The 18,932-nt window shown below is 38.3% G+C and carries 17 protein-coding genes; 16 read left to right on the top strand and 1 reads right to left on the bottom strand.

From position 1 onward, the window contains the following. The first annotated feature begins 62 nt into the window (after positions 1-62). From yqiS to U9M49_RS07825, 16 genes are all read left to right on the top strand, one after another. Positions 63-965: a phosphate butyryltransferase gene (gene yqiS, locus U9M49_RS07900; protein ID WP_233435223.1), complete on the top strand. Its 903-nt coding sequence runs from the start codon at positions 63-65 to the stop codon at positions 963-965. 36 nt (positions 966-1,001) lie between these two features. Continuing rightward, the gene (bcd, locus tag U9M49_RS07895; protein ID WP_095372644.1) at positions 1,002-2,099 is read left to right on the top strand and encodes a branched-chain amino acid dehydrogenase; all 1,098 of its coding nucleotides are present in this window, start codon (positions 1,002-1,004) and stop codon (positions 2,097-2,099) included. Between the two features lie 114 nt (positions 2,100-2,213). Further along, on the top strand, positions 2,214-3,302 hold the full coding sequence (gene buk / locus U9M49_RS07890) for a butyrate kinase (protein WP_370873267.1): 1,089 nt from the start codon (positions 2,214-2,216) through the stop codon (positions 3,300-3,302). 22 nt (positions 3,303-3,324) lie between these two features. Continuing rightward, positions 3,325-4,743 (top strand): dihydrolipoyl dehydrogenase, encoded by a 1,419-nt coding sequence (gene lpdA / locus U9M49_RS07885; protein ID WP_095372646.1) that lies wholly within the window; start codon positions 3,325-3,327, stop codon positions 4,741-4,743. A gap of 120 nt (positions 4,744-4,863) precedes the next feature. Beyond that, positions 4,864-5,862: a thiamine pyrophosphate-dependent dehydrogenase E1 component subunit alpha gene (locus tag U9M49_RS07880; RefSeq protein ID WP_095372647.1), complete on the top strand. Its 999-nt coding sequence runs from the start codon at positions 4,864-4,866 to the stop codon at positions 5,860-5,862. A gap of 17 nt (positions 5,863-5,879) precedes the next feature. Then, positions 5,880-6,863 (top strand): alpha-ketoacid dehydrogenase subunit beta, encoded by a 984-nt coding sequence (locus U9M49_RS07875; RefSeq protein WP_095372648.1) that lies wholly within the window; start codon positions 5,880-5,882, stop codon positions 6,861-6,863. An 87-nt stretch (positions 6,864-6,950) separates the two neighbouring features. Then, positions 6,951-8,270 (top strand): dihydrolipoamide acetyltransferase family protein, encoded by a 1,320-nt coding sequence (locus U9M49_RS07870; protein ID WP_322909578.1) that lies wholly within the window; start codon positions 6,951-6,953, stop codon positions 8,268-8,270. A gap of 247 nt (positions 8,271-8,517) precedes the next feature. Then, complete coding sequence (locus tag U9M49_RS07865; RefSeq protein WP_322909577.1) at positions 8,518-10,302, top strand: methylmalonyl-CoA mutase subunit beta; 1,785 nt, start codon at positions 8,518-8,520, stop codon at positions 10,300-10,302. Then, positions 10,299-12,458 carry a methylmalonyl-CoA mutase gene (gene scpA / locus U9M49_RS07860; protein ID WP_307312954.1) on the top strand — a complete coding sequence of 720 codons (2,160 nt, stop codon included), beginning with the start codon at positions 10,299-10,301 and terminating at the stop codon, positions 12,456-12,458. Before U9M49_RS07865 ends, scpA begins: the two co-directional genes overlap by 4 nt. Before the next feature lies 1 nt (position 12,459). After that, on the top strand, positions 12,460-13,569 hold the full coding sequence (gene meaB / locus U9M49_RS07855; RefSeq protein WP_095372652.1) for a methylmalonyl Co-A mutase-associated GTPase MeaB: 1,110 nt from the start codon (positions 12,460-12,462) through the stop codon (positions 13,567-13,569). A 246-nt stretch (positions 13,570-13,815) separates the two neighbouring features. Further along, a complete protein-coding gene (locus tag U9M49_RS07850; protein WP_307312956.1) occupies positions 13,816-14,253 on the top strand; it encodes a BrxA/BrxB family bacilliredoxin in 438 nt (145 codons plus the stop codon). Between the two features lie 304 nt (positions 14,254-14,557). Beyond that, positions 14,558-15,331, top strand: coding sequence for a transporter substrate-binding domain-containing protein (locus tag U9M49_RS07845; protein ID WP_095372654.1), 774 nt, complete (start codon positions 14,558-14,560; stop codon positions 15,329-15,331). A 106-nt stretch (positions 15,332-15,437) separates the two neighbouring features. Beyond that, entirely contained in the window at positions 15,438-16,097 is a 660-nt protein-coding gene (locus U9M49_RS07840) for an amino acid ABC transporter permease (RefSeq protein ID WP_095372655.1), read from the top strand. Continuing rightward, entirely contained in the window at positions 16,090-16,812 is a 723-nt protein-coding gene (locus U9M49_RS07835) for an amino acid ABC transporter ATP-binding protein (protein ID WP_095372656.1), read from the top strand. The genes U9M49_RS07840 and U9M49_RS07835 overlap by 8 nt, the downstream gene beginning before the upstream one ends. 250 nt (positions 16,813-17,062) lie before the next feature. Next, positions 17,063-18,058 carry an aromatic acid exporter family protein gene (locus U9M49_RS07830; RefSeq protein ID WP_224936034.1) on the top strand — a complete coding sequence of 332 codons (996 nt, stop codon included), beginning with the start codon at positions 17,063-17,065 and terminating at the stop codon, positions 18,056-18,058. Between the two features lie 34 nt (positions 18,059-18,092). Next, a complete protein-coding gene (locus U9M49_RS07825) occupies positions 18,093-18,590 on the top strand; it encodes a L,D-transpeptidase (protein WP_307313732.1) in 498 nt (165 codons plus the stop codon). Between the two features lie 90 nt (positions 18,591-18,680). Here the strand turns inward: U9M49_RS07825 and prli42 are convergent, their stop codons facing one another. Next, positions 18,681-18,758: a stressosome-associated protein Prli42 gene (gene prli42 / locus U9M49_RS07820; protein WP_218971988.1), complete on the bottom strand. Its 78-nt coding sequence runs from the start codon at positions 18,756-18,758 to the stop codon at positions 18,681-18,683. Between the last annotated feature and the right edge of the window lie 174 nt (positions 18,759-18,932).

Raw genomic sequence — 18,932 nt, 5'->3', positions numbered from 1 at the left:
ATATGAGTGCAGCAAAAAAACTTTTTACTTGCACGCACTTTGAAGTAAAGGGGTTGAGACAGATGAAATTGGATTCGCTTATAGAGAAAGCAACCCAATATGAAGGCAATGTAGTTGCAGTTGCCGCAGCAGAAGACGAAGAAGTCTTAGAAGCTGTAGCTGGTGCACTAAAGAAGAACATGGCAAGCTTTCTATTATTCGGTAACTCTGAAAAGATTACGCAAATACTGAATGCAAACCATGCAGATGTCGCTAGTAGCGACCACCTAACAATTATGCATGCTGAAACAGCTGCTTTAGCTGCTGAAATGGCGGTTAAATCTGTCAAAGAAAAAAAAGCAAGCGTACTTATGAAAGGAAATGTTCCTACAGCAGTTATTCTAAAAGCCGTACTTAACAAAGAATATGGCTTGAGAACTGGTAGCGTTCTTTCACATGTTGCTGTTTTTGAAGTTCCTAACTTTGACAAATTTACGATTGTCACTGATGCTGCGATGAACATTGCGCCTGATTTAAGTCAAAAAGCGCAAATAACAGCAAATGCAGTAGGTATTGCTAAGAGTATCGGGGTGGAAATGCCTAAAGTTGCACCAATTGCTGCGGTTGAGGTAGTAAACCCAAATATGCAAGCAACATTAGATGCAGCGGCATTAACGCAAATGAATCAACGTGGTCAAATTAAAGGCTGCATCGTTGATGGACCTTTAGCACTTGATAATGCAGTTTCTATTGAAGCTGCTGAGCATAAAGGTATTACAAGTGATGTTGCTGGACAAGCAGATATCTTACTTGTGCCTACTATTGAAGTTGGAAATGCTTTATACAAATCATTGATCTACTTTGCTCAAGCAAAAGTTGGTGCAGTGATTGCAGGTGCAAAAGCACCAATCGTTTTAACTTCCAGAGCAGACTCAGCAGAGAGTAAATTATATTCACTTGCTTTAGCTATTTGCTCTGCTAAATAATATATTTTCTTTTAAAAACAAGGAGGATTTACAACCATGGAAATTTTTAAATATCTAGAGAAATATGATTACGAACAAGTCGTTATTTGCCAAGATAAAGAATCAGGATTAAAAGCAATCATCGCTATTCATGATACAACTTTAGGACCTGCATTAGGCGGAACACGTATGTGGACTTATGAGTCAGAAGAAGCAGCGATTGAAGATGCTCTTCGTCTTGCAAAAGGTATGACTTATAAAAATGCTGCAGCTGGACTTAACCTTGGTGGCGGTAAAACAGTTATCATCGGTGATCCTAAGAAAGATAAAAATGAAGCATTATTCCGTGCTTTCGGACGATATATTCAAGGTCTTAACGGACGTTATATCACTGCAGAGGATGTTGGTACAACTGTAGCTGATATGGACTTAATTCATGAAGAAACTGATTATGTAACTGGTATTTCTCCAGCATTTGGTTCTTCTGGTAATCCTTCTCCTGTAACTGCTTACGGTGTGTACGTAGGTATGAAAGCAGCAGCAAAAGCAGCATTCGGAACTGACTCTCTTGAAGGTAAAACAATTGCTGTTCAAGGTGTAGGTAATGTTGCATATCACTTATGTAAACACCTTCATGAAGAAGGAGCAAAATTAATCGTAACTGATATTAACAAAGAAGCTGTTCAACGTGCAGTTGATGATTTCGGTGCAGAAGCAGTGGGAATTAATGACATTTATGGTGTTGAATGTGATATCTATGCCCCATGTGCATTAGGTGCAACTGTAAATGATGATACAATTCCACAACTTAAAGCAAAAGTAATCGCAGGTTCTGCTAACAACCAATTAAAAGAAGAACGTCATGGCGATCAAATCCACGAAATGGGTATCGTATACGCTCCTGACTATGTAATCAATGCTGGTGGTGTTATTAACGTTGCTGACGAACTTTATGGTTACAATGCTGAACGTGCAATGAAAAAAGTTGAAGGTCTATACGATACAATTGACCGTATTATGCAAATTTCTAAAGAAGAAAATATCCCAACTTATAAAGCTGCTGACCGTATGGCAGAAGAAAGAATTGCGACAATGAAACAATCTCGCAGCACATTCCTTCAAAATGGTCATCACATCTTAAGCCGCCGTAAGTAATTATGGTTCATATTGAAGTGGCGAGCGCCTTCATAAGGCGCTAGCTATTTCCTTATGTAATTTCAAAAATGGATAAATAATGGAGGGTCTGTTGTGCAAGATCAAATCAAGAGAATGCTCGTCATCAACCCAGGATCTACTTCAACGAAGATCGGTGTTTTCGATAATGATAGTTCTGTGTTTGAAAAAACATTAAGACATGATACAGACGAGATTAAAAAGTTTAAAACAATTTTCGATCAATATGAATTCCGTAAAAACGCTATTTTAGAAACTTTAGACGCTGAAGGAATTAACATTTCAAAACTAAGCGCAGTAGTCGGTCGCGGAGGACTTTTACGCCCAATTCCTGGTGGTACTTATGCGGTTAATAATGAGATGATTGAGGACTTAAAAGTTGGTTATGCTGGTCAGCACGCATCCAATTTAGGTGGGATTTTGGCTTACGAAATTGCTTCAGGTCTAAATATTCCTTCCTTTATTGTCGATCCGGTTGTTGTTGATGAATTAGCACCGATCGCCCGCGTTACTGGTTTCCCACAAATTGATAAAACAAGCATATTCCATGCATTAAATCAAAAGGCAGTAGCAAGAAGAGTATCAAAAAAATTAGGTAAGAAATACGAAGACTTAAACTTAATTGTTACACATATGGGTGGCGGAGTTTCTGTTGGCGCTCATGAAAAAGGCCGTGTAATTGATGTGAATAATGCACTTCATGGTGAAGGGCCATTCAGTCCTGAACGTGCAGGAACTGTTCCAGCTGGCGACCTTATTGATATGTGCTTCTCTGGTGAATATTACCGTGAAGAAATCATGAGCATGTTAGTTGGTGAAGGTGGACTTGTAGGTTACCTTGGTACGAACGATGCTGTTAAAGTGGAAAAAATGATTGAAGCTGGCGATGAAAAAGCGAAGCTCGTTTACGATGCGATGGGTTACCAAATTGCAAAAGAAATTGGTACTGCAAGTGCGGTATTAAAAGGTAAAGTAGACGCGATCATTTTAACAGGTGGACTAGCTTATGGGAAAGCATTTGTAAATGATATTTCAAGCTATGTTAACTGGATTGCAGATGTCATCATTGAACCTGGTGAAGATGAACTTCAAGCGCTTGCAGAAGGTGCACTTCGTGTTCTTCGTGGCGAAGAAGAAGCTAAGAATTACTCTATTGATGAATTAAATACAACAACAGTTAAGTAAGTAGTAATAGGAGGGTTTATTAATGGCACAAGAATATGATTTAGTCATTCTTGGCGGAGGTACTGGTGGTTATGTAGCTGCTATTCGTGCTTCTCAACTTGGTCTTAAAACAGCGTTAGTAGAAAAAGGAAATCTTGGCGGTACTTGCCTTCATAAAGGTTGTATCCCAAGTAAAGCATTGCTAAGAAGTGCGGAAGTTTTTGCGACTGCTAAGAATAGTGATGAGTTCGGTATTTCTACTGGCGAAGTATCAGTAAACTTTGCAAAAGTGCAAGAGAGAAAAGGCAAAATTGTTGATCAATTGCATAAAGGTGTTCAACACCTTATGAAGCAAGGGAAAATTGATGTATACGACGGTTTCGGACGTATTTTAGGACCATCCATCTTCTCTCCAACAGCAGGAACAATTTCTGTTGAAATGAATAATGGTGATGAGAATGAAATGCTTGTACCTAAAAATGTTATTGTAGCAACAGGTTCTCGTCCAAGAACATTACCTGGTTTAGAAGTTGGCGGAAATGTAATGACTTCTGATGAAGCATTATCGATGGAGGAAATTCCTAAGTCAATTATTATCGTTGGTGGCGGTGTAATCGGTATCGAGTGGGCTTCTATGCTTGCTGATTTCGGTGCAGAAGTAACTGTACTAGAATTTGCTGACCGTATTATCCCTACTGAAGATAAGGATGTAAGTAAGGAAATGCAACGTCTACTGAAAAAACGTGGCGTAAATATCGTTACTAAAGCGAAAGTACTTCCAGAAACATTGAAACAAGATGGCGGTGTAACGGTTTCTGCTGAAGTAAAAGGCGAAACAAAAGAATTCACAGCTGAAAAGCTTCTTGTATCTGTAGGTCGTCAAGCAAATACTGAAGGTATTGGTCTTGAAAATACTGATATTCAAGTAGAAAAAGGAAGCATCGTTGTGAACGAGCATTACCAAACAAAAGAGTCTCATATTTATGCAATTGGTGATGTGATTGGTGGACTTCAACTTGCACATGTTGCTTCACATGAAGGTATTCATGCAGTAGAACATATCGCAGACCAAAATCCAGAGCCAATGGATTATGATCTTATTTCTAAATGTATCTATTCTTCACCAGAAGCTGCAAGTGTAGGTATCACAGAAGATCAAGCGAAGGAACAAGGCTATAAAGTGAAAGTCGGTAAATTCATGTTCCGTGCGATTGGTAAAGCGCTTGTATTCGGTGAGTCTGACGGCTTTGTTAAAATTATTGCTGACGAAGAGACAAATGACATCTTAGGTGTACACATGATTGGACCACATGTGACAGATATGATTTCTGAAGCAGGTCTTGCAAAAGTATTAGATGCTACACCTTGGGAAGTAGCACATACGATTCACCCTCACCCAACTTTATCTGAAGCAATCGGAGAAGCTGCATTAGCAGTAGACGGAAAAGCAATTCACGGATAAGCGTTAGGATTTATTAAAGTGGACTTCTAGATTTTGTTGGAAATCTAGAAGCCTCACTTCATTAAGTGGAGAATATAAGAGCGTTCCACGTTCTTCTATATATATTTAGGAGGTTTTGAAATGGGTAAAACTAAAAATCGTCATAAAGCTTTAGGTTTAAGTGATGAGCAAGTATTAGAAATGTATGAAACCATGCTTTTAGCACGCCGTATTGACGAGCGTATGTGGCTTTTAAACCGTGCAGGTAAAATTCCTTTCGTTATTTCATGTCAAGGACAAGAGGCTGCGCAAGTAGGTGCATCTTTTGCATTAGACAGAGAGAAAGATTATGCCCTTCCATATTATCGTGACATGGGTGTTGTTCTTGCATTCGGTATGACTGCGAAAGAATTAATGTTATCAGCATTCGCTAAAGCGGAAGATCCAAACTCAGGTGGCCGTCAAATGCCAGGTCACTTTGGGCAAAAGAAAAACCGTATCGTAACAGGTTCTTCTCCAGTTACAACACAAGTTCCTCACGCAGTAGGTATTGCACTTGCTGGGAAAATGGAAAATAAAGATCTTTGTACATTTGTTACTTTCGGTGAAGGTTCTTCAAACCAAGGAGATTTCCACGAAGGAGCAAACTTTGCAGGTGTTCATAAATTACCAGTTATTTTCATGTGTGAAAATAATAAGTATGCGATCTCTGTACCAATTGAAAAACAATTGGCATGTGAGAAAGTATCAGATCGTGCAATCGGTTACGGTATGCCTGGTGTAACTGTAGATGGTAACGATCCATTAGCAGTGTACCAAGCAGTTAAAGAAGCAGCTGATCGTGGACGTAAAGGTGAAGGTCCTACATTAGTTGAAACAGTTTCTTATCGTTTAACTCCACACTCTTCTGATGATGATGATCGCAGCTACCGTGATCGTGAAGAAGTAGACGCAGCGAAAGAAAAAGATTCGATTATTACTTTTGCAGCCTACTTAAAAGAAATTGGTCTTTTCGATGATGAAAAAGAAAAAGAAATGAACGATCGTATTATGAAAATCGTGAATGAAGCAACTGATTATGCTGAAAATGCACCATATGCAGATGCAGAAGATGCATTGAAATATGTGTACGCAGAATAAGTAGGGGGGAATAACACATGGCAGTAATGTCTTATATTGACGCGATCACTTTAGCGATGCGCGAAGAAATGGAAAGAGACCCAAAAGTATTTGTACTAGGAGAAGACGTTGGTCGTAAAGGTGGAGTTTTCAGAGCGACAAACGGCTTATATGAAAAATTTGGTGAAGACCGTGTGCTAGATACACCACTTGCAGAATCTGCAATCGCTGGTGTTGGTGTTGGTGCGGCAATGTACGGTATGCGTCCTATCGCAGAAATGCAATTTGCTGATTTCATCATGCCTGCTGTCAACCAAATTATTTCAGAAGCAGCAAAAGTTCGTTACCGTTCAAATAACGACTGGAGTGCTCCAATGGTTATTCGTGCACCATATGGTGGCGGTGTCCATGGTGCCCTTTATCACTCTCAATCAGTAGAAGCTGTATTTGCAAACCAACCAGGTTTAAAAATTGTTATGCCTTCTACACCATACGACGCAAAAGGACTTTTAAAAGCAGCGATTCGTGATGACGATCCTGTTATGTTCTTCGAGCATAAGCGTGCTTACCGTTTAATTAAAGGTGAAGTACCTGAAGATGATTATGTACTTCCAATTGGTAAAGCTGACGTTAAACGTGAAGGTGAAGATATTACAATCATCACTTACGGATTATGCGTACACTTTGCTCTTCAAGCAGCAGAAAAACTAGCGAAAGATGGTATCTCTGCTCATATTTTAGACTTACGTACGGTTTATCCATTAGATAAAGAAGCGATTATCGAAGCAGCTTCTAAAACGGGTAAAGTCCTTCTTCTTACAGAAGATACAAAAGAAGGAAGCATTATGGGTGAAGTAGGATCGATTATTGCTGAGAACTGCCTATTTGACTTAGATGCACCAATTATGCGCCTTGCAGGTCCAGATGTACCAGCAATGCCATATGCACCAACAATGGAGAAATTCTTCATGGTTAACCCGGATAAAGTAGAAAAAGCAATGAGAGAATTAGCTGAATATTAATCAAAAGTGGCAATGAGAGCGGAAATCCGACTCTTTTTGCCACATTCCAAATAGATGTTGATAAGTAATAAGGAGGTCACTTTAATAATGGCTATCGAACAAATAAAAATGCCTCAATTAGGTGAAAGTGTAACAGAAGGTACAATTAGTAAATGGTTAGTATCTGTTGGAGATAAAGTAAATAAGTACGATCCACTTGCAGAAGTAATGACTGATAAAGTAAATGCTGAGGTTCCTTCATCTTTTGATGGAGTAATTAAAGAGCTAATTGCCGAAGAAGACGGCACATATGAAGTAGGAGAAGTCATTTTAACAATTGAAACTGAAGGTGGCGGAAGCAGCGAGCCTCAAGCTTCTGAAGAAACTTCTGCACCAGCAAAAGAAGAAGCGCCAAAATCAGAAAGCAAATCAGTCGCTTCTACACCTGCAGCAGATGCACCTAAAGGTGGACGTTATTCTCCAGCTGTACTTAAGCTTTCTCAAGAGCATGGCATTGACCTTAGCCAAGTAGCTGGTACTGGAGCAGGCGGAAGAATCACACGTAAAGATCTAAACAAAATTATTGAGACTGGTAATATTCCAACTGCTGATAATGCACCAAAAGCAGAAGCACCAGCAAAAGCAGAAGCACCTAAGCAAGAAGCACCAAAAGCGGCAGCTTCTAAACCAGCAAAAGCAGCAGGCACAAATGTACCAGTTGTACCAGGAGATGAAGAAATTCCTGTGACTGGTGTACGTAAAGCAATTGCAGCTAACATGCTTAAGAGCAAACATGAGGCTCCTCATGGTTGGACAATGATGGAAGTAGACGTAACAAATCTTGTTGAGTATCGTAACTCAATTAAAGGTGAGTTCAAGAAGAAAGAAGGCTTCAACCTTACATTCTTTGCTTTCTTCGTAAAAGCAGTTGCGCAAGCACTTAAAGAATATCCACAAATCAACTCTATGTGGGCTGGCGACAAAATTGTACGTAAAAAAGACATCAACTTGAATATTGCAGTAGCAACTCAAGACGCTCTTTATACACCAGTTATCAAAAATGCTGATGAAAAAACAATCAAAGGTATTGCGCGTGAAATCGGTGAGTTAGCTGGTAAAGTACGTGCTGGTAAATTAACAGGTGCTGATATGTCTGGTGGTACATTCACTGTAAATAACACTGGTTCATTCGGTTCTGTTCAATCAATGGGCATCATCAACCACCCTCAAGCAGCGATTCTTCAAGTAGAATCTATTGTGAAGCGTCCAGTTGTTATGGACAACGGTATGATTGCTGTTCGTGACATGGTTAACCTTTGTATGTCACTTGACCACCGTGTACTAGACGGATTAGTATGTGGTCAATTCATGCAACGTGTAAGAGAAATTCTTGAAAATACTTCTAAAGAAAATACATCTGTATACTAAGAAGTGATCGTAAAAAAAGAGAGGCCATTCGCCTCTCTTTTTTTTATGAAAATAAATATCAAGTTTCAAGAACCACAATAAATTACCCCATAAATAAAGTATTTCTAGATGATAAATTGATGGAATTCTACAAAAGATTGCAGCTTTTTCCTATCTATACTACAATAAAATTAAGATTTATTAGAATTTTATTAATGTTTTGATCGCTATGATGAGGGGAGGTCCTGTCTTTTTAGACAGATATTTTATGAATTTAAATAAAATGAAAAATGAGACATTTACAAAGCCGACTTTACGCGATTGGCAGGAGAAAGCAGAGGAATCATTAAAGGGTGGGTCCATCGATCGTTTATCAACAGTCACTTATGAAGGGATTAAATTGAAACCGCTTTATTCACGAGAAGATTTACCATCACCTATCCAAAATCCACTTCCAGGAAGTTCAGACTTTCGTCGAGGATATACCTCTTCAGGATATCTTGAAGAACCATGGAACGTCTCGCAACGGCTTTCTTCTACATCGGCAAAAGAAATGAAAAAACAATTATTAGAAGAATTAAATAAAGGGCAATCAGCCATTTCATTTAACCCTGATCTTTACAAGCTTTCAGAAGTATCAGCGATTGTTGAAGGCTTAGAAGAATATCCATTTTGTTTAATGACGGAAAATTCTTCACTAGATTTATACAAAACGATTGGTCAGCAAAATTCGAAGGGGTTTATTGGGAAAGATCCGTTAGCCAGTTTAATGAATAATAGTAAAGGTTACGATAATGATTGGTTAGAAGCAATTGTACATGCGAAAAAGTCCTCACCTAAGCTAAAAACCATTTTAATTCATACGACCATATATCATGAACTAGGTGCAAATGCTATTCAAGAACTGGCAATTGCCATTGCTTCTGCTGTTTCTCATATTGAGCGCTTGCTCAGCGAAGACTTCTCTATAGAAGAAATAGTAGATAAGGTCGTATTTCATTTTTCCATTGGCGCTCAGTTTTTTACGGAAATCAGTAAATTAAGAGCGGCAAAAATCCTATGGTCTAAAGTTTTAGAAGCATACGGACTAAATGAGAAGCTAATGAACATGACCATTTCTGCTCAAACTTCACCATTTACAAAAACATTGTACGACCCCTATGTCAATCTTTTACGGGCAGGGAATGAGGCCTTTGCAGCCATACTAGGTGGGATCAATTATTTACACGTGTCACCATTTGATGAACCTAGTGAAGCCTCCTCTTTTACTGCGAATCGAATTGCTCGAAATACCCAATTGATTTTAAGGGAAGAAGCGCATCTAAATAAAGTCATTGATCCGGCAGGAGGGTCTTATTATATTGAATCAATCACGAATCAAATTGCTGAAAGAGCTTGGGATTTATTTTTAGCAATAGAAGATCAAGGTGGTATGGAAGTTGCCATAGAGACAGGTTGGATTCAAGAACAGATTACGCAAGTGCAAAAAAAGCGGTTAGCTGATATTTATACGCGAAAGCAAAGTATTGTTGGCACGAACAAATATGCGAATTTAGATGAATCACCGCTGCAGAATGCAGTGGCCCTAGGCAACCGTTTATCCATTCCATATGAAAAGCTGCGCTATCAAGTAGAAATGATGAAGACGAGTAGCGTTGATATTCAGGTGGGCTTATTATGTCTTGGAGATTTAAAAAAGCATAAGCCGCGTATGGATTTTGTAACCGGCTTTTTAGCTCCAGGTGGTATTCGTTCTCATTTTATACCAATTATGCATACAGAGAACCTAAAGGAACAAATAGAAAATAATCCTTTATCTCATTACGTGATTTGTGGTGCAAACGATCAATATGATGATGATCTTTTAACTGCTGTGAAGTTAGTAATGACAGAGAAACAAAGCATATTTAAACTATATTTGGCTGGTCATCCTACAGTAGAGGAACAAAAATGTTGGAAAGAGGCGGGCATCACCGAGTTCCTCCATATGAAAAGTGATTGCTACCATATACTAAGCACCATTGTGGAAGATTGGGAGGGTGAAGTGAAATGACCAAACCTGATTTTACGAAAGTGAAATTATTTGATGAGGGTGACAAAGCGCAACATCCTGATAAAATCCATCATGATGTGTTTGAAACAAATGAAAGTATAAATATTAAATCAATTTATTCCCATAATGATCTAACGTCGATGGAACATCTTGATGATATGCCAGGAATCGCACCTTACACACGAGGTCCATATCCAACGATGTATGTTAATCGACCTTGGACTGTTAGGCAATATGCTGGGTTTTCAACAGCGGAAGAAAGTAATGCGTTCTATCGTCGTAATTTAGCGATGGGGCAAAAAGGACTTTCAGTCGCTTTCGATCTTGCTACACATCGTGGCTATGATTCCGATCATCCGCGAGTGGTTGGCGATGTCGGAAAAGCAGGCGTAGCCATTGATAGTATTTTAGATATGAAAATATTGTTTGATGGCATTCCGTTAGACCAAATGTCAGTCTCCATGACAATGAATGGAGCAGTTTTACCGATTATGGCGTTCTATATTGTCACGGCTGAAGAGCAGGGAGTGAGCCAGGAAAAGCTTGCGGGGACGATTCAAAACGATATCCTTAAAGAGTATATGGTGAGAAACACCTATATTTACCCACCCGATATGTCAATGAAAATCATTGCAGACATATTTGAGTATACGTCACATTATATGCCTAAATTTAATAGTATCAGTATATCTGGTTATCACATGCAAGAAGCAGGTGCGCCGGCAGATATAGAATTAGCATACACGCTCGCAGATGGACTTGAATATGTGCGTACAGGGATGAAAGCAGGGATTGATATCGATTCTTTTGCTCCTAGATTGTCCTTTTTTTGGGCAATTGGGATGAACTATTTTATGGAAGTGGCAAAGATGAGAGCGGCTAGACTTATATGGGCAAAGATGATGAAAAACTTTGCACCAAAAAATCCGAAATCGATGGCGTTAAGAACACACTCGCAAACTTCCGGTTGGAGTTTAACAGAACAAGATCCATACAATAATGTGACAAGAACTTTGATAGAAGCGCATGCAGCAGCGATGGGACATACACAGTCACTACACACAAATGCACTAGATGAAGCGATTGCCTTACCAACCGATTTCTCAGCAAGGATTGCGCGCAATACACAGTTATTTTTACAAGAGGAAACAGGCATAACCAATGTAATCGATCCTTGGGGCGGTTCTTATTATGTAGAAAGTCTAACAAATGAGTTGGTAGAGAAAGCTTGGGCGCATATTGAGGAAATTGAAGAACTTGGCGGAATGGCTAAAGCGATTGAAACAGGATTACCAAAAATGAGGATTGAGGAGGCGGCTGCAAGAAGGCAAGCACAGATAGATTCGAATAAAGAAACCATCATTGGTGTAAATAAATACCGGCTTGAGCAGGAGGAGCCTCTAGATATTCTAAATATTGATAATACTGCAGTGCGGTTAAAGCAAATAGAACGCTTAGAGCATTTAAGAGCGACAAGAGATGAAGATAAGGTGAAAGAAGCGCTTGCAGCTATTACGAGAGCAGCTGAGACAGGTGAAGGGAATCTTTTAGCTTTATCCGTTCAGGCGGCACGAGTGCGGGCATCTTTAGGAGAAATTTCTGATAGTATTGAATTGGTAGCTAAACGACATAAAGCGATGATTCGCTCTATTAGTGGTGTATATAGCTCCCATTTTTCTAATGAAGAGGAAATTAATGAAGTAAAGGCAATGGCTGATGAATTTTTAGAAAATGAGGGGAGAAGACCTCGTATTTTAATTGCTAAAATGGGACAGGATGGACATGATAGAGGAGCGAAAGTCATTTCTACAGCCTTTGCAGATTTAGGGTTTGATGTGGACATTGGACCACTTTTTCAAACGCCAGAGGAAACAGCGATTCAAGCAGTCGAAAATGACGTGCATGTGGTTGGGTTTAGTTCTCTTGCTGCTGGTCATAAAACATTGTTACCACAATTAGTGGCTGAGTTAAAAAAGCTAGGGCGTGAAGATATTTTAGTTGTCGTAGGAGGCGTAATTCCACCGCAAGATTATGAGTATTTGCTTGCTAATGGTGCATCAGCTATCTTTGGACCAGGAACAGTGATTCCAGTGGCTGCGCAAAAGGTAATAAGAGAGATTTATCATCGTTTAGGCTATGAGGAAGTGACGAATTAATATGGACACATATAAGAAGCGTGGAAGGCCGTCTAATGAAGCTTTTACAGATTCTGTTCAGGCTGGTGACTTCTCATCCAGTTTTTCGTCTCTGACAAGAGGAAGTAACTTTAAAAAGAAAAAAGAAACCTCTCCACCCATTGATGAACTGGAAAAAGGCTTATTAGAAGGTAACCGAAGTGCACTTGCTCGTGCCATTACTTTAATAGAGAGTAATGCTGAGCATCATTTTCAAGGAGCTCAAGAGTTATTGCATAGAGTTTTACCACATGCGAATCAATCTATTCGTATTGGCATTACTGGGGTGCCTGGTGCAGGGAAAAGTACTTTTATAGAATCTTTTGGTTCGTATTTATGTAATGAGTTAGGGGCAAAAGTAGCTGTTTTGGCTGTTGATCCTAGTTCAAAATTAAGTGGTGGTAGTATTCTTGGTGATAAAACGAGAATGGAGCAACTCGCCAGAAATCCTCTCGCATTTATCCGTCCATCACCAACATCAGGAAAACTAGGTGGTGTCCATCGCAAAACAAGAGAAACGATGATCTTATGTGAAGCGGCTGGTTTTGATGTCATCTTAGTGGAAACGGTCGGTGTTGGTCAAAGCGAAGTGATTGTACGTGATATGGTTGATTTCTTCATGCTCCTTGTTTTAACTGGAGCTGGTGACGAACTGCAAGGAATGAAAAAAGGAATTATGGAGTTAGCAGACACGATTATCGTTAATAAAGCAGATGGGGAAAATAAACATGCAGCCAAAAAAACGAAAGCTGAATATGAAAAGATTCTTCATTTCCTTCAACCTGCAACGAAAGGATGGCCATCTAGGGCTTATGTTTGTTCTTCCCTTTATGAAGAAGGTATAAAAGAAGTGTGGGAAGTGATTCAACAATTTATTGCCAATACACAAACTTCTGGTGTCTTCGAGCAGAGAAGAAGAGAACAAGCGAAAGAATGGATTTATTCCATGATCACAGATCAACTTCATTATCGTTTTTTTGGTTCACCTGTCGTGAAAGAAATGCTGCCTAAAATTGAAAATGATGTGATTGCAGGTAACCGAACCGTAACAGCGGTTGTCGAGGAACTTTTTAGGCGGTATACAAGAGAATAAAAAAAGCTGCCCCTTCACCGTGATAGGGGCAGTTCTAGTATATATAAGCCTGCTTTACTAGCAGGAACACCCAGGGGGGAGGGTTATATATTGTATGTTACCCCAAAGTTTTTCTTTTAAAACTAAAAGATAAAAGTTTCTATACTGTAAAAAAACTCACGACCTTGGTATGATATAATTATACGTAAACGAATAAAACGTATAAGGACACTTTGATCCTAATTATTCTTTAGGGGGAATGAAATCATGAGTATGGATTTTAATTTGTTTATGAATGATGTTGTGCAACAAGCTCGTAAAGAAATCGTTCATGCAGGATATACAGAGTTAAGAACAGCAGACGATGTGAAACAAGCATTAGATAAAAAAGGAACAACGCTCGTAATGGTTAACTCTGTTTGTGGGTGTGCAGGGGGAATTGCTCGTCCTGCTGCAGCACACTCTATTCATTATGATAAGCGCCCTGATCATTTAGTAACAGTATTTGCTGGTCAGGATAAAGAAGCAACTGCTGAAGCACGTTCATATTTCACAGGTTTTCCACCATCTTCACCTTCCTTTGCTTTGTTAAAAGATGGAGAAATTATTACGATGGTTGAACGCCATGATATTGAGGGACACGATCCAATGGCAGTTGTTCAAAAGCTTCAAGCATCATTCGAAGAACATTGTGAAGAAGTATAATATCATTATTTTATCATGGAAAGAATAGCCGTTCCGTACGGTTATTCTTTTTTTTGCATTTAACACTTCTACCATTTTTTAATAGAGAATTAAAAACTAGTAAACTTTTTCTTTTCATATACAATTCTTTCCTTTATACTGAAAATTAGTTAGAAAAATCAAAAAAATATTATAAAAATATAATTATGCAAATATATCATTGCATATTCATGTGAATGTGTTAAAATACATCTAGATGAATAAATATTAATTGATTAAAAACGAAATTTATTTTCATACTATATAATTTTTAGGAGGAAAGATTGTGAAGAAACAATGGATACTTTTAAGTGCGTTATTGGTATTAATTGCAGGATTTTTAGCTGCATGTGGATCAAGTGAAGAAGCGGGTGGCGATAACGATAAAAAAACATTAGTAATGGGTACGTCAGCTGATTATCCACCATTTGAATATATCGATACAGCACAAGGAGAGGAAATTATTGGGATTGATGCTGATATCGCAAAAGCAGTGACTGAAAAGCTAGGATACAATTTAGAAATTAAAGATATGGATTTTGGTGGACTGATTCAAGCACTTAACTCCGAACAAGTTGATTTTGTTGCATCAGCCATGTCTGCAACGGATGAAAGAAAAGAGAATGTTGACTTTACTGAAATCTACTATACTTCTAAACATATGATTATCTCTAAAGAAGGTAGCGGTATTGAAACAGCTGAAGATTTAGAAGGAAAAACAGTTGGTGTACAATTAGGTTCTATTCAAGAGACAAAAGCAAATGATTTAGCTGAAGGGATAGATATGAAGGTTGAAAGCCGTAATCGTATTCCTGAGATCATTCAAGAGATTAAAGCAGGTCGCTTTGAAGCAGCCATTATTGAAGATACAGTTGCACAAGGCTTTCTTGAAAAAGAGAAAGATTTAGCTGGTGTAACGATTGAGGATGCTGACGGCGGCTATGCGATTGCTTTACCAAAAGGTAGTGAGCTAACAGAAGAATTTAATAAAGCCTTACAAGAAATGATTGATAACGGGGAAATCGAGGACATTATCACAAAGTGGTTCTCTGAGCAGTAAACCCAAATCAACGTTCAGAAGGGAAAAAACCTTCTGGGCGTTTTTTCCCTTCAATGGGTGGATCAAATGAATTCCAAATATTAATTACTGAGAGGAATGGCAATATATGAATTTAGATTTTACCTCTGTCCTCCCTTCTCTACCTTTCATTTTACAAGGGCTCGGTGTCACACTACAGATTGTTTGTTTAGCGGGTATTTTAGGGTTTTTATTAGGAATTATCCTTTCTTTATGTAAGATTAGTAAAATTAAGCTATTAAATTGGTTAGCGAATGCTTATACTTCCGTTTTTAGAGGTACGCCATTAATTTTACAATTGATGATTATTTATTTTGGCTCACCACAAGTACTAGGCTTTCAAATAGAGGGTGTAACAGCAGCCATTATCGGATTTGCATTGAACTCGGCCGCTTATATTTCTGAGATTATTCGTGCAGGCATACAAGCAATTGATAAAGGACAGCAAGAAGCGGCAATGGCTTTAGGCGTTCCGTATCGTCCGACAATGGTAAATATTATTCTCCCACAAGCAATGAAGAATATTTTACCTGCGCTTATGAATGAATTCATTACATTAACGAAAGAATCTGCCCTTGTGACGACAATTGGGGTAATGGATGTGATGAGACGAGCGTATCAAGTAGGAGCGAATCAGTATCAATTTATGGAACCACTCCTTCTTGCCGGAATTATTTACTATATCTTAGTAACGATACTCACATTCTTAGGCAAACTAGTTGAAGGGCGGTTGAGATCCAGTGATTAAAGTGGAAAAATTGCATAAATCCTTCGGGAAGAATGAAGTGCTAAAAGGTATTTCAACACAGATAAATAATGGTGAAGTTGTTGCTATTATTGGTCCATCCGGTTCAGGTAAATCCACTTTTTTGCGTTGTATTAATAAATTGGAAGAGCCAACAAACGGGAAGATATGGATTAAAGATGCGGATATTACCGATCGACAAACAGATATATTAAAAGTCCGACAAAATGTAGGGATGGTGTTTCAGCATTTCCACTTATTCCCTCATATGACCGTGTTGGAGAATTTAACTTATGCACCATTAAAGGTAAAAAAAATAACAAAATCAGAAGCGGAAAATAACGCTATGAAATTACTAGAAAAAGTCGGATTAGCTATAAAAGCACAGGAATATCCTAACAAATTATCAGGGGGTCAAAAGCAGCGGGTAGCGATTGCTCGCGCACTTGCGATGAATCCAGAAATTATGCTATTTGATGAACCAACCTCAGCACTTGATCCTGAAATGGTAAAAGAAGTGTTAGATGTAATGAAAACACTCGCACATTCAGGTATGACAATGGCTATTGTTACCCATGAAATGGGGTTTGCGCGTGAGGTGGCGGATCGAGTATTATTTCTAGATGGTGGCGTGCTAGTAGAAGATGCCCCGCCTAACGAATTCTTTTCCAACCCTAAGTCTTCGCGTGCGCAAGATTTCTTACAAAAAGTATTATAAAAGCGGAAAAAGATGGTCAAACTGATCATCTTTTTTTCATTATTGAAAAGTGAATACTGTATAATAATAAAACATAGCATTGTATGAGGGATGAGAGGACAATCTCTGTTAAATGAATGGTTGATATGTTATAATCATATATTTTGTAGGGAATGGTTATGAAGGATGTTGAATGATACATTTCGCTTTAGAATACGAGACTGATTCGTTCTTAATGCACTAGCATGATGAACATACGAGGAGTAATAAGATGAAATTTAGAATAGGCTATAGAACAGTGAAAACGGCAGTCGGAGCAACTCTTGCTATTATGATTGCGCAAATGCTTGGTTTGGAGAATTATGTCTCCGCCGGTATTTTAACAATTTTATGTGTGAAGGTGACAAAAAAAGATTCCTTGCGTGCTTCATGGGATCGGATATTCGCGTGTTTCATTGCTATATTTGTTGCGTCTCTACTCTTTGAAATACTTGCCTATCATCCATTAGTTATTGGTATCGTCTTACTTGTGTTTATTCCATTAGCGGTGATGTTCAAAGCTAGCGATGGAATTGTTACAAGTTCCGTTATTATTCTACATATTTATTCAGCTGAACAAGTGACAGTGGGACTGATTTTAAATGAGGTAGGAATTATTATCATTGGGGTTGGAATTGCATTATTAGCCAATTTATACATGCCTAGCCTTGACGTGAAATTAAAGGAATATCAAGTAGAAATTGAACAAAATTTCAAACTGATTTTTGATGAGATTGTCATATATTTAAGAACAAATGAAAGTACTTGGGATGGTAAGGAAATCACGGAGACGTATCAATTAATTGAAGAAGCAAAAGCATTAGCATTCAGAGAAGTGGAAAATCATGTATTAAGGAACGAGAGTCTCTATTATAGTTATTTCAAAATGAGAGAGAAACAATTTGAAATCATTGAGCATGTTTTGCCAGTGGTGACAGCGATAGATGAAAATGTTGAGCAAGCAGAGATGATAGCTGATTTTATAGAGGATTTATCCGAACATATTCATCCAGGAAACACGGCCAGTCTCTTCATCGATAAGTTACAACAAATGCGGGCCCAATTCGCTGAAATGCCATTACCACAAACAAGAGAAGAATTTGAAGCACGCGCGGATTTACTTTATTTTATTAAAGAAATGGAAGAATATCTCTTTATCAAAAGTCAATTTGCGGGGTTAAAAGGAAGCAAGAGTTTGTATCAAAATACAGCCACTGGAGAACAATAAAGGGAAAAAGGATGTGATTCTATTGCTAAATGTGATGAGTCATCTTTTTCTAGTGTTAATGATTTCTCCACTTTGGCCCATTGGCCCAAACCCGTTACCGGGAGATCCTTTCGTGATTGTAAATAAGCGCACAAATGAGCTAACTTTTATTGATAATAGGGAGGTTCAACAGGTTGTTCATGTTGCTACAGGAAAGACTGATAGCTTAACACCAGAGGGTATGTTTACAATTATAGTAAAAGCGGAAAATCCTTATTATCGAAAAAAAGACATTCCAGGAGGAAAGAAAAATAATCCGTTAGGCACACGCTGGATGGGGTTTGATGCGAAGGAGACAGATGGCAGAATTTATGGCATTCACGGCACCAATGACCCAGATTCGATAGGTCACTATGTCTCTAATGGTTGTATTCGCCTGAAGAATGACCATGTTGAAGCTTTATTTGAGAGAATTCCTATTGGAACGAAAATATTAATTGTTTCAACTGATGAAACCACAGAACAATTAGCGAAAAAATATGGCGCGTTATAAAAGGACGGCTCAACATTCGGAATTTCCGAGTGCTGAGCCGTCCTTTTTCTTGTTAAGCTTCAAGTAGTTCCATGCTTTTTTAATTTTATATTAGAAGAACATCGTTAGACCCATTAGAAGTGTTGATGCAAGCATAACGAAAATCATCAAATAGACTATGATCTTCATTGTTTTTTTCGGCAATTTCTTTCACCCTCTCCCTTGAGTGGTATTCCTCTTTATTTTACTAGGATTTTCTCATTTGAACAACATAGAGTTTTTTTCTCGTATATTCGACATATTCGTGGAAAATTATTATAATTATATATAGTTAGAAAATAATGATATTTTTAAATAGATAGA

Origin of the sequence: Cytobacillus sp. OWB-43 (genome assembly GCF_034651445.1) — a bacterium.
Taxonomy (GTDB): Bacteria; Bacillota; Bacilli; order Bacillales; family Cytobacillaceae; genus Cytobacillus; species Cytobacillus kochii.
The sequence above is the reverse complement of the archived record's forward strand: the minus strand, read 5'-3'. Positions and strand labels throughout refer to the sequence as shown.

Coding starts and splice junctions, on each gene's coding strand:
- yqiS (WP_233435223.1), top strand. CDS start 63: ATGAAATTGGATTCGCTTATAGAGAAAGCAACCCAATATGAAGGCAAT.
- bcd (WP_095372644.1), top strand. CDS start 1,002: ATGGAAATTTTTAAATATCTAGAGAAATATGATTACGAACAAGTCGTT.
- buk (WP_370873267.1), top strand. CDS start 2,214: ATGCTCGTCATCAACCCAGGATCTACTTCAACGAAGATCGGTGTTTTC.
- lpdA (WP_095372646.1), top strand. CDS start 3,325: ATGGCACAAGAATATGATTTAGTCATTCTTGGCGGAGGTACTGGTGGT.
- U9M49_RS07880 (WP_095372647.1), top strand. CDS start 4,864: ATGGGTAAAACTAAAAATCGTCATAAAGCTTTAGGTTTAAGTGATGAG.
- U9M49_RS07875 (WP_095372648.1), top strand. CDS start 5,880: ATGGCAGTAATGTCTTATATTGACGCGATCACTTTAGCGATGCGCGAA.
- U9M49_RS07870 (WP_322909578.1), top strand. CDS start 6,951: ATGGCTATCGAACAAATAAAAATGCCTCAATTAGGTGAAAGTGTAACA.
- U9M49_RS07865 (WP_322909577.1), top strand. CDS start 8,518: ATGAATTTAAATAAAATGAAAAATGAGACATTTACAAAGCCGACTTTA.
- scpA (WP_307312954.1), top strand. CDS start 10,299: ATGACCAAACCTGATTTTACGAAAGTGAAATTATTTGATGAGGGTGAC.
- meaB (WP_095372652.1), top strand. CDS start 12,460: ATGGACACATATAAGAAGCGTGGAAGGCCGTCTAATGAAGCTTTTACA.
- U9M49_RS07850 (WP_307312956.1), top strand. CDS start 13,816: ATGAGTATGGATTTTAATTTGTTTATGAATGATGTTGTGCAACAAGCT.
- U9M49_RS07840 (WP_095372655.1), top strand. CDS start 15,438: ATGAATTTAGATTTTACCTCTGTCCTCCCTTCTCTACCTTTCATTTTA.
- U9M49_RS07830 (WP_224936034.1), top strand. CDS start 17,063: ATGAAATTTAGAATAGGCTATAGAACAGTGAAAACGGCAGTCGGAGCA.
- U9M49_RS07825 (WP_307313732.1), top strand. CDS start 18,093: ATGAGTCATCTTTTTCTAGTGTTAATGATTTCTCCACTTTGGCCCATT.
- prli42 (WP_218971988.1), bottom strand. CDS start 18,758: ATGAAGATCATAGTCTATTTGATGATTTTCGTTATGCTTGCATCAACA.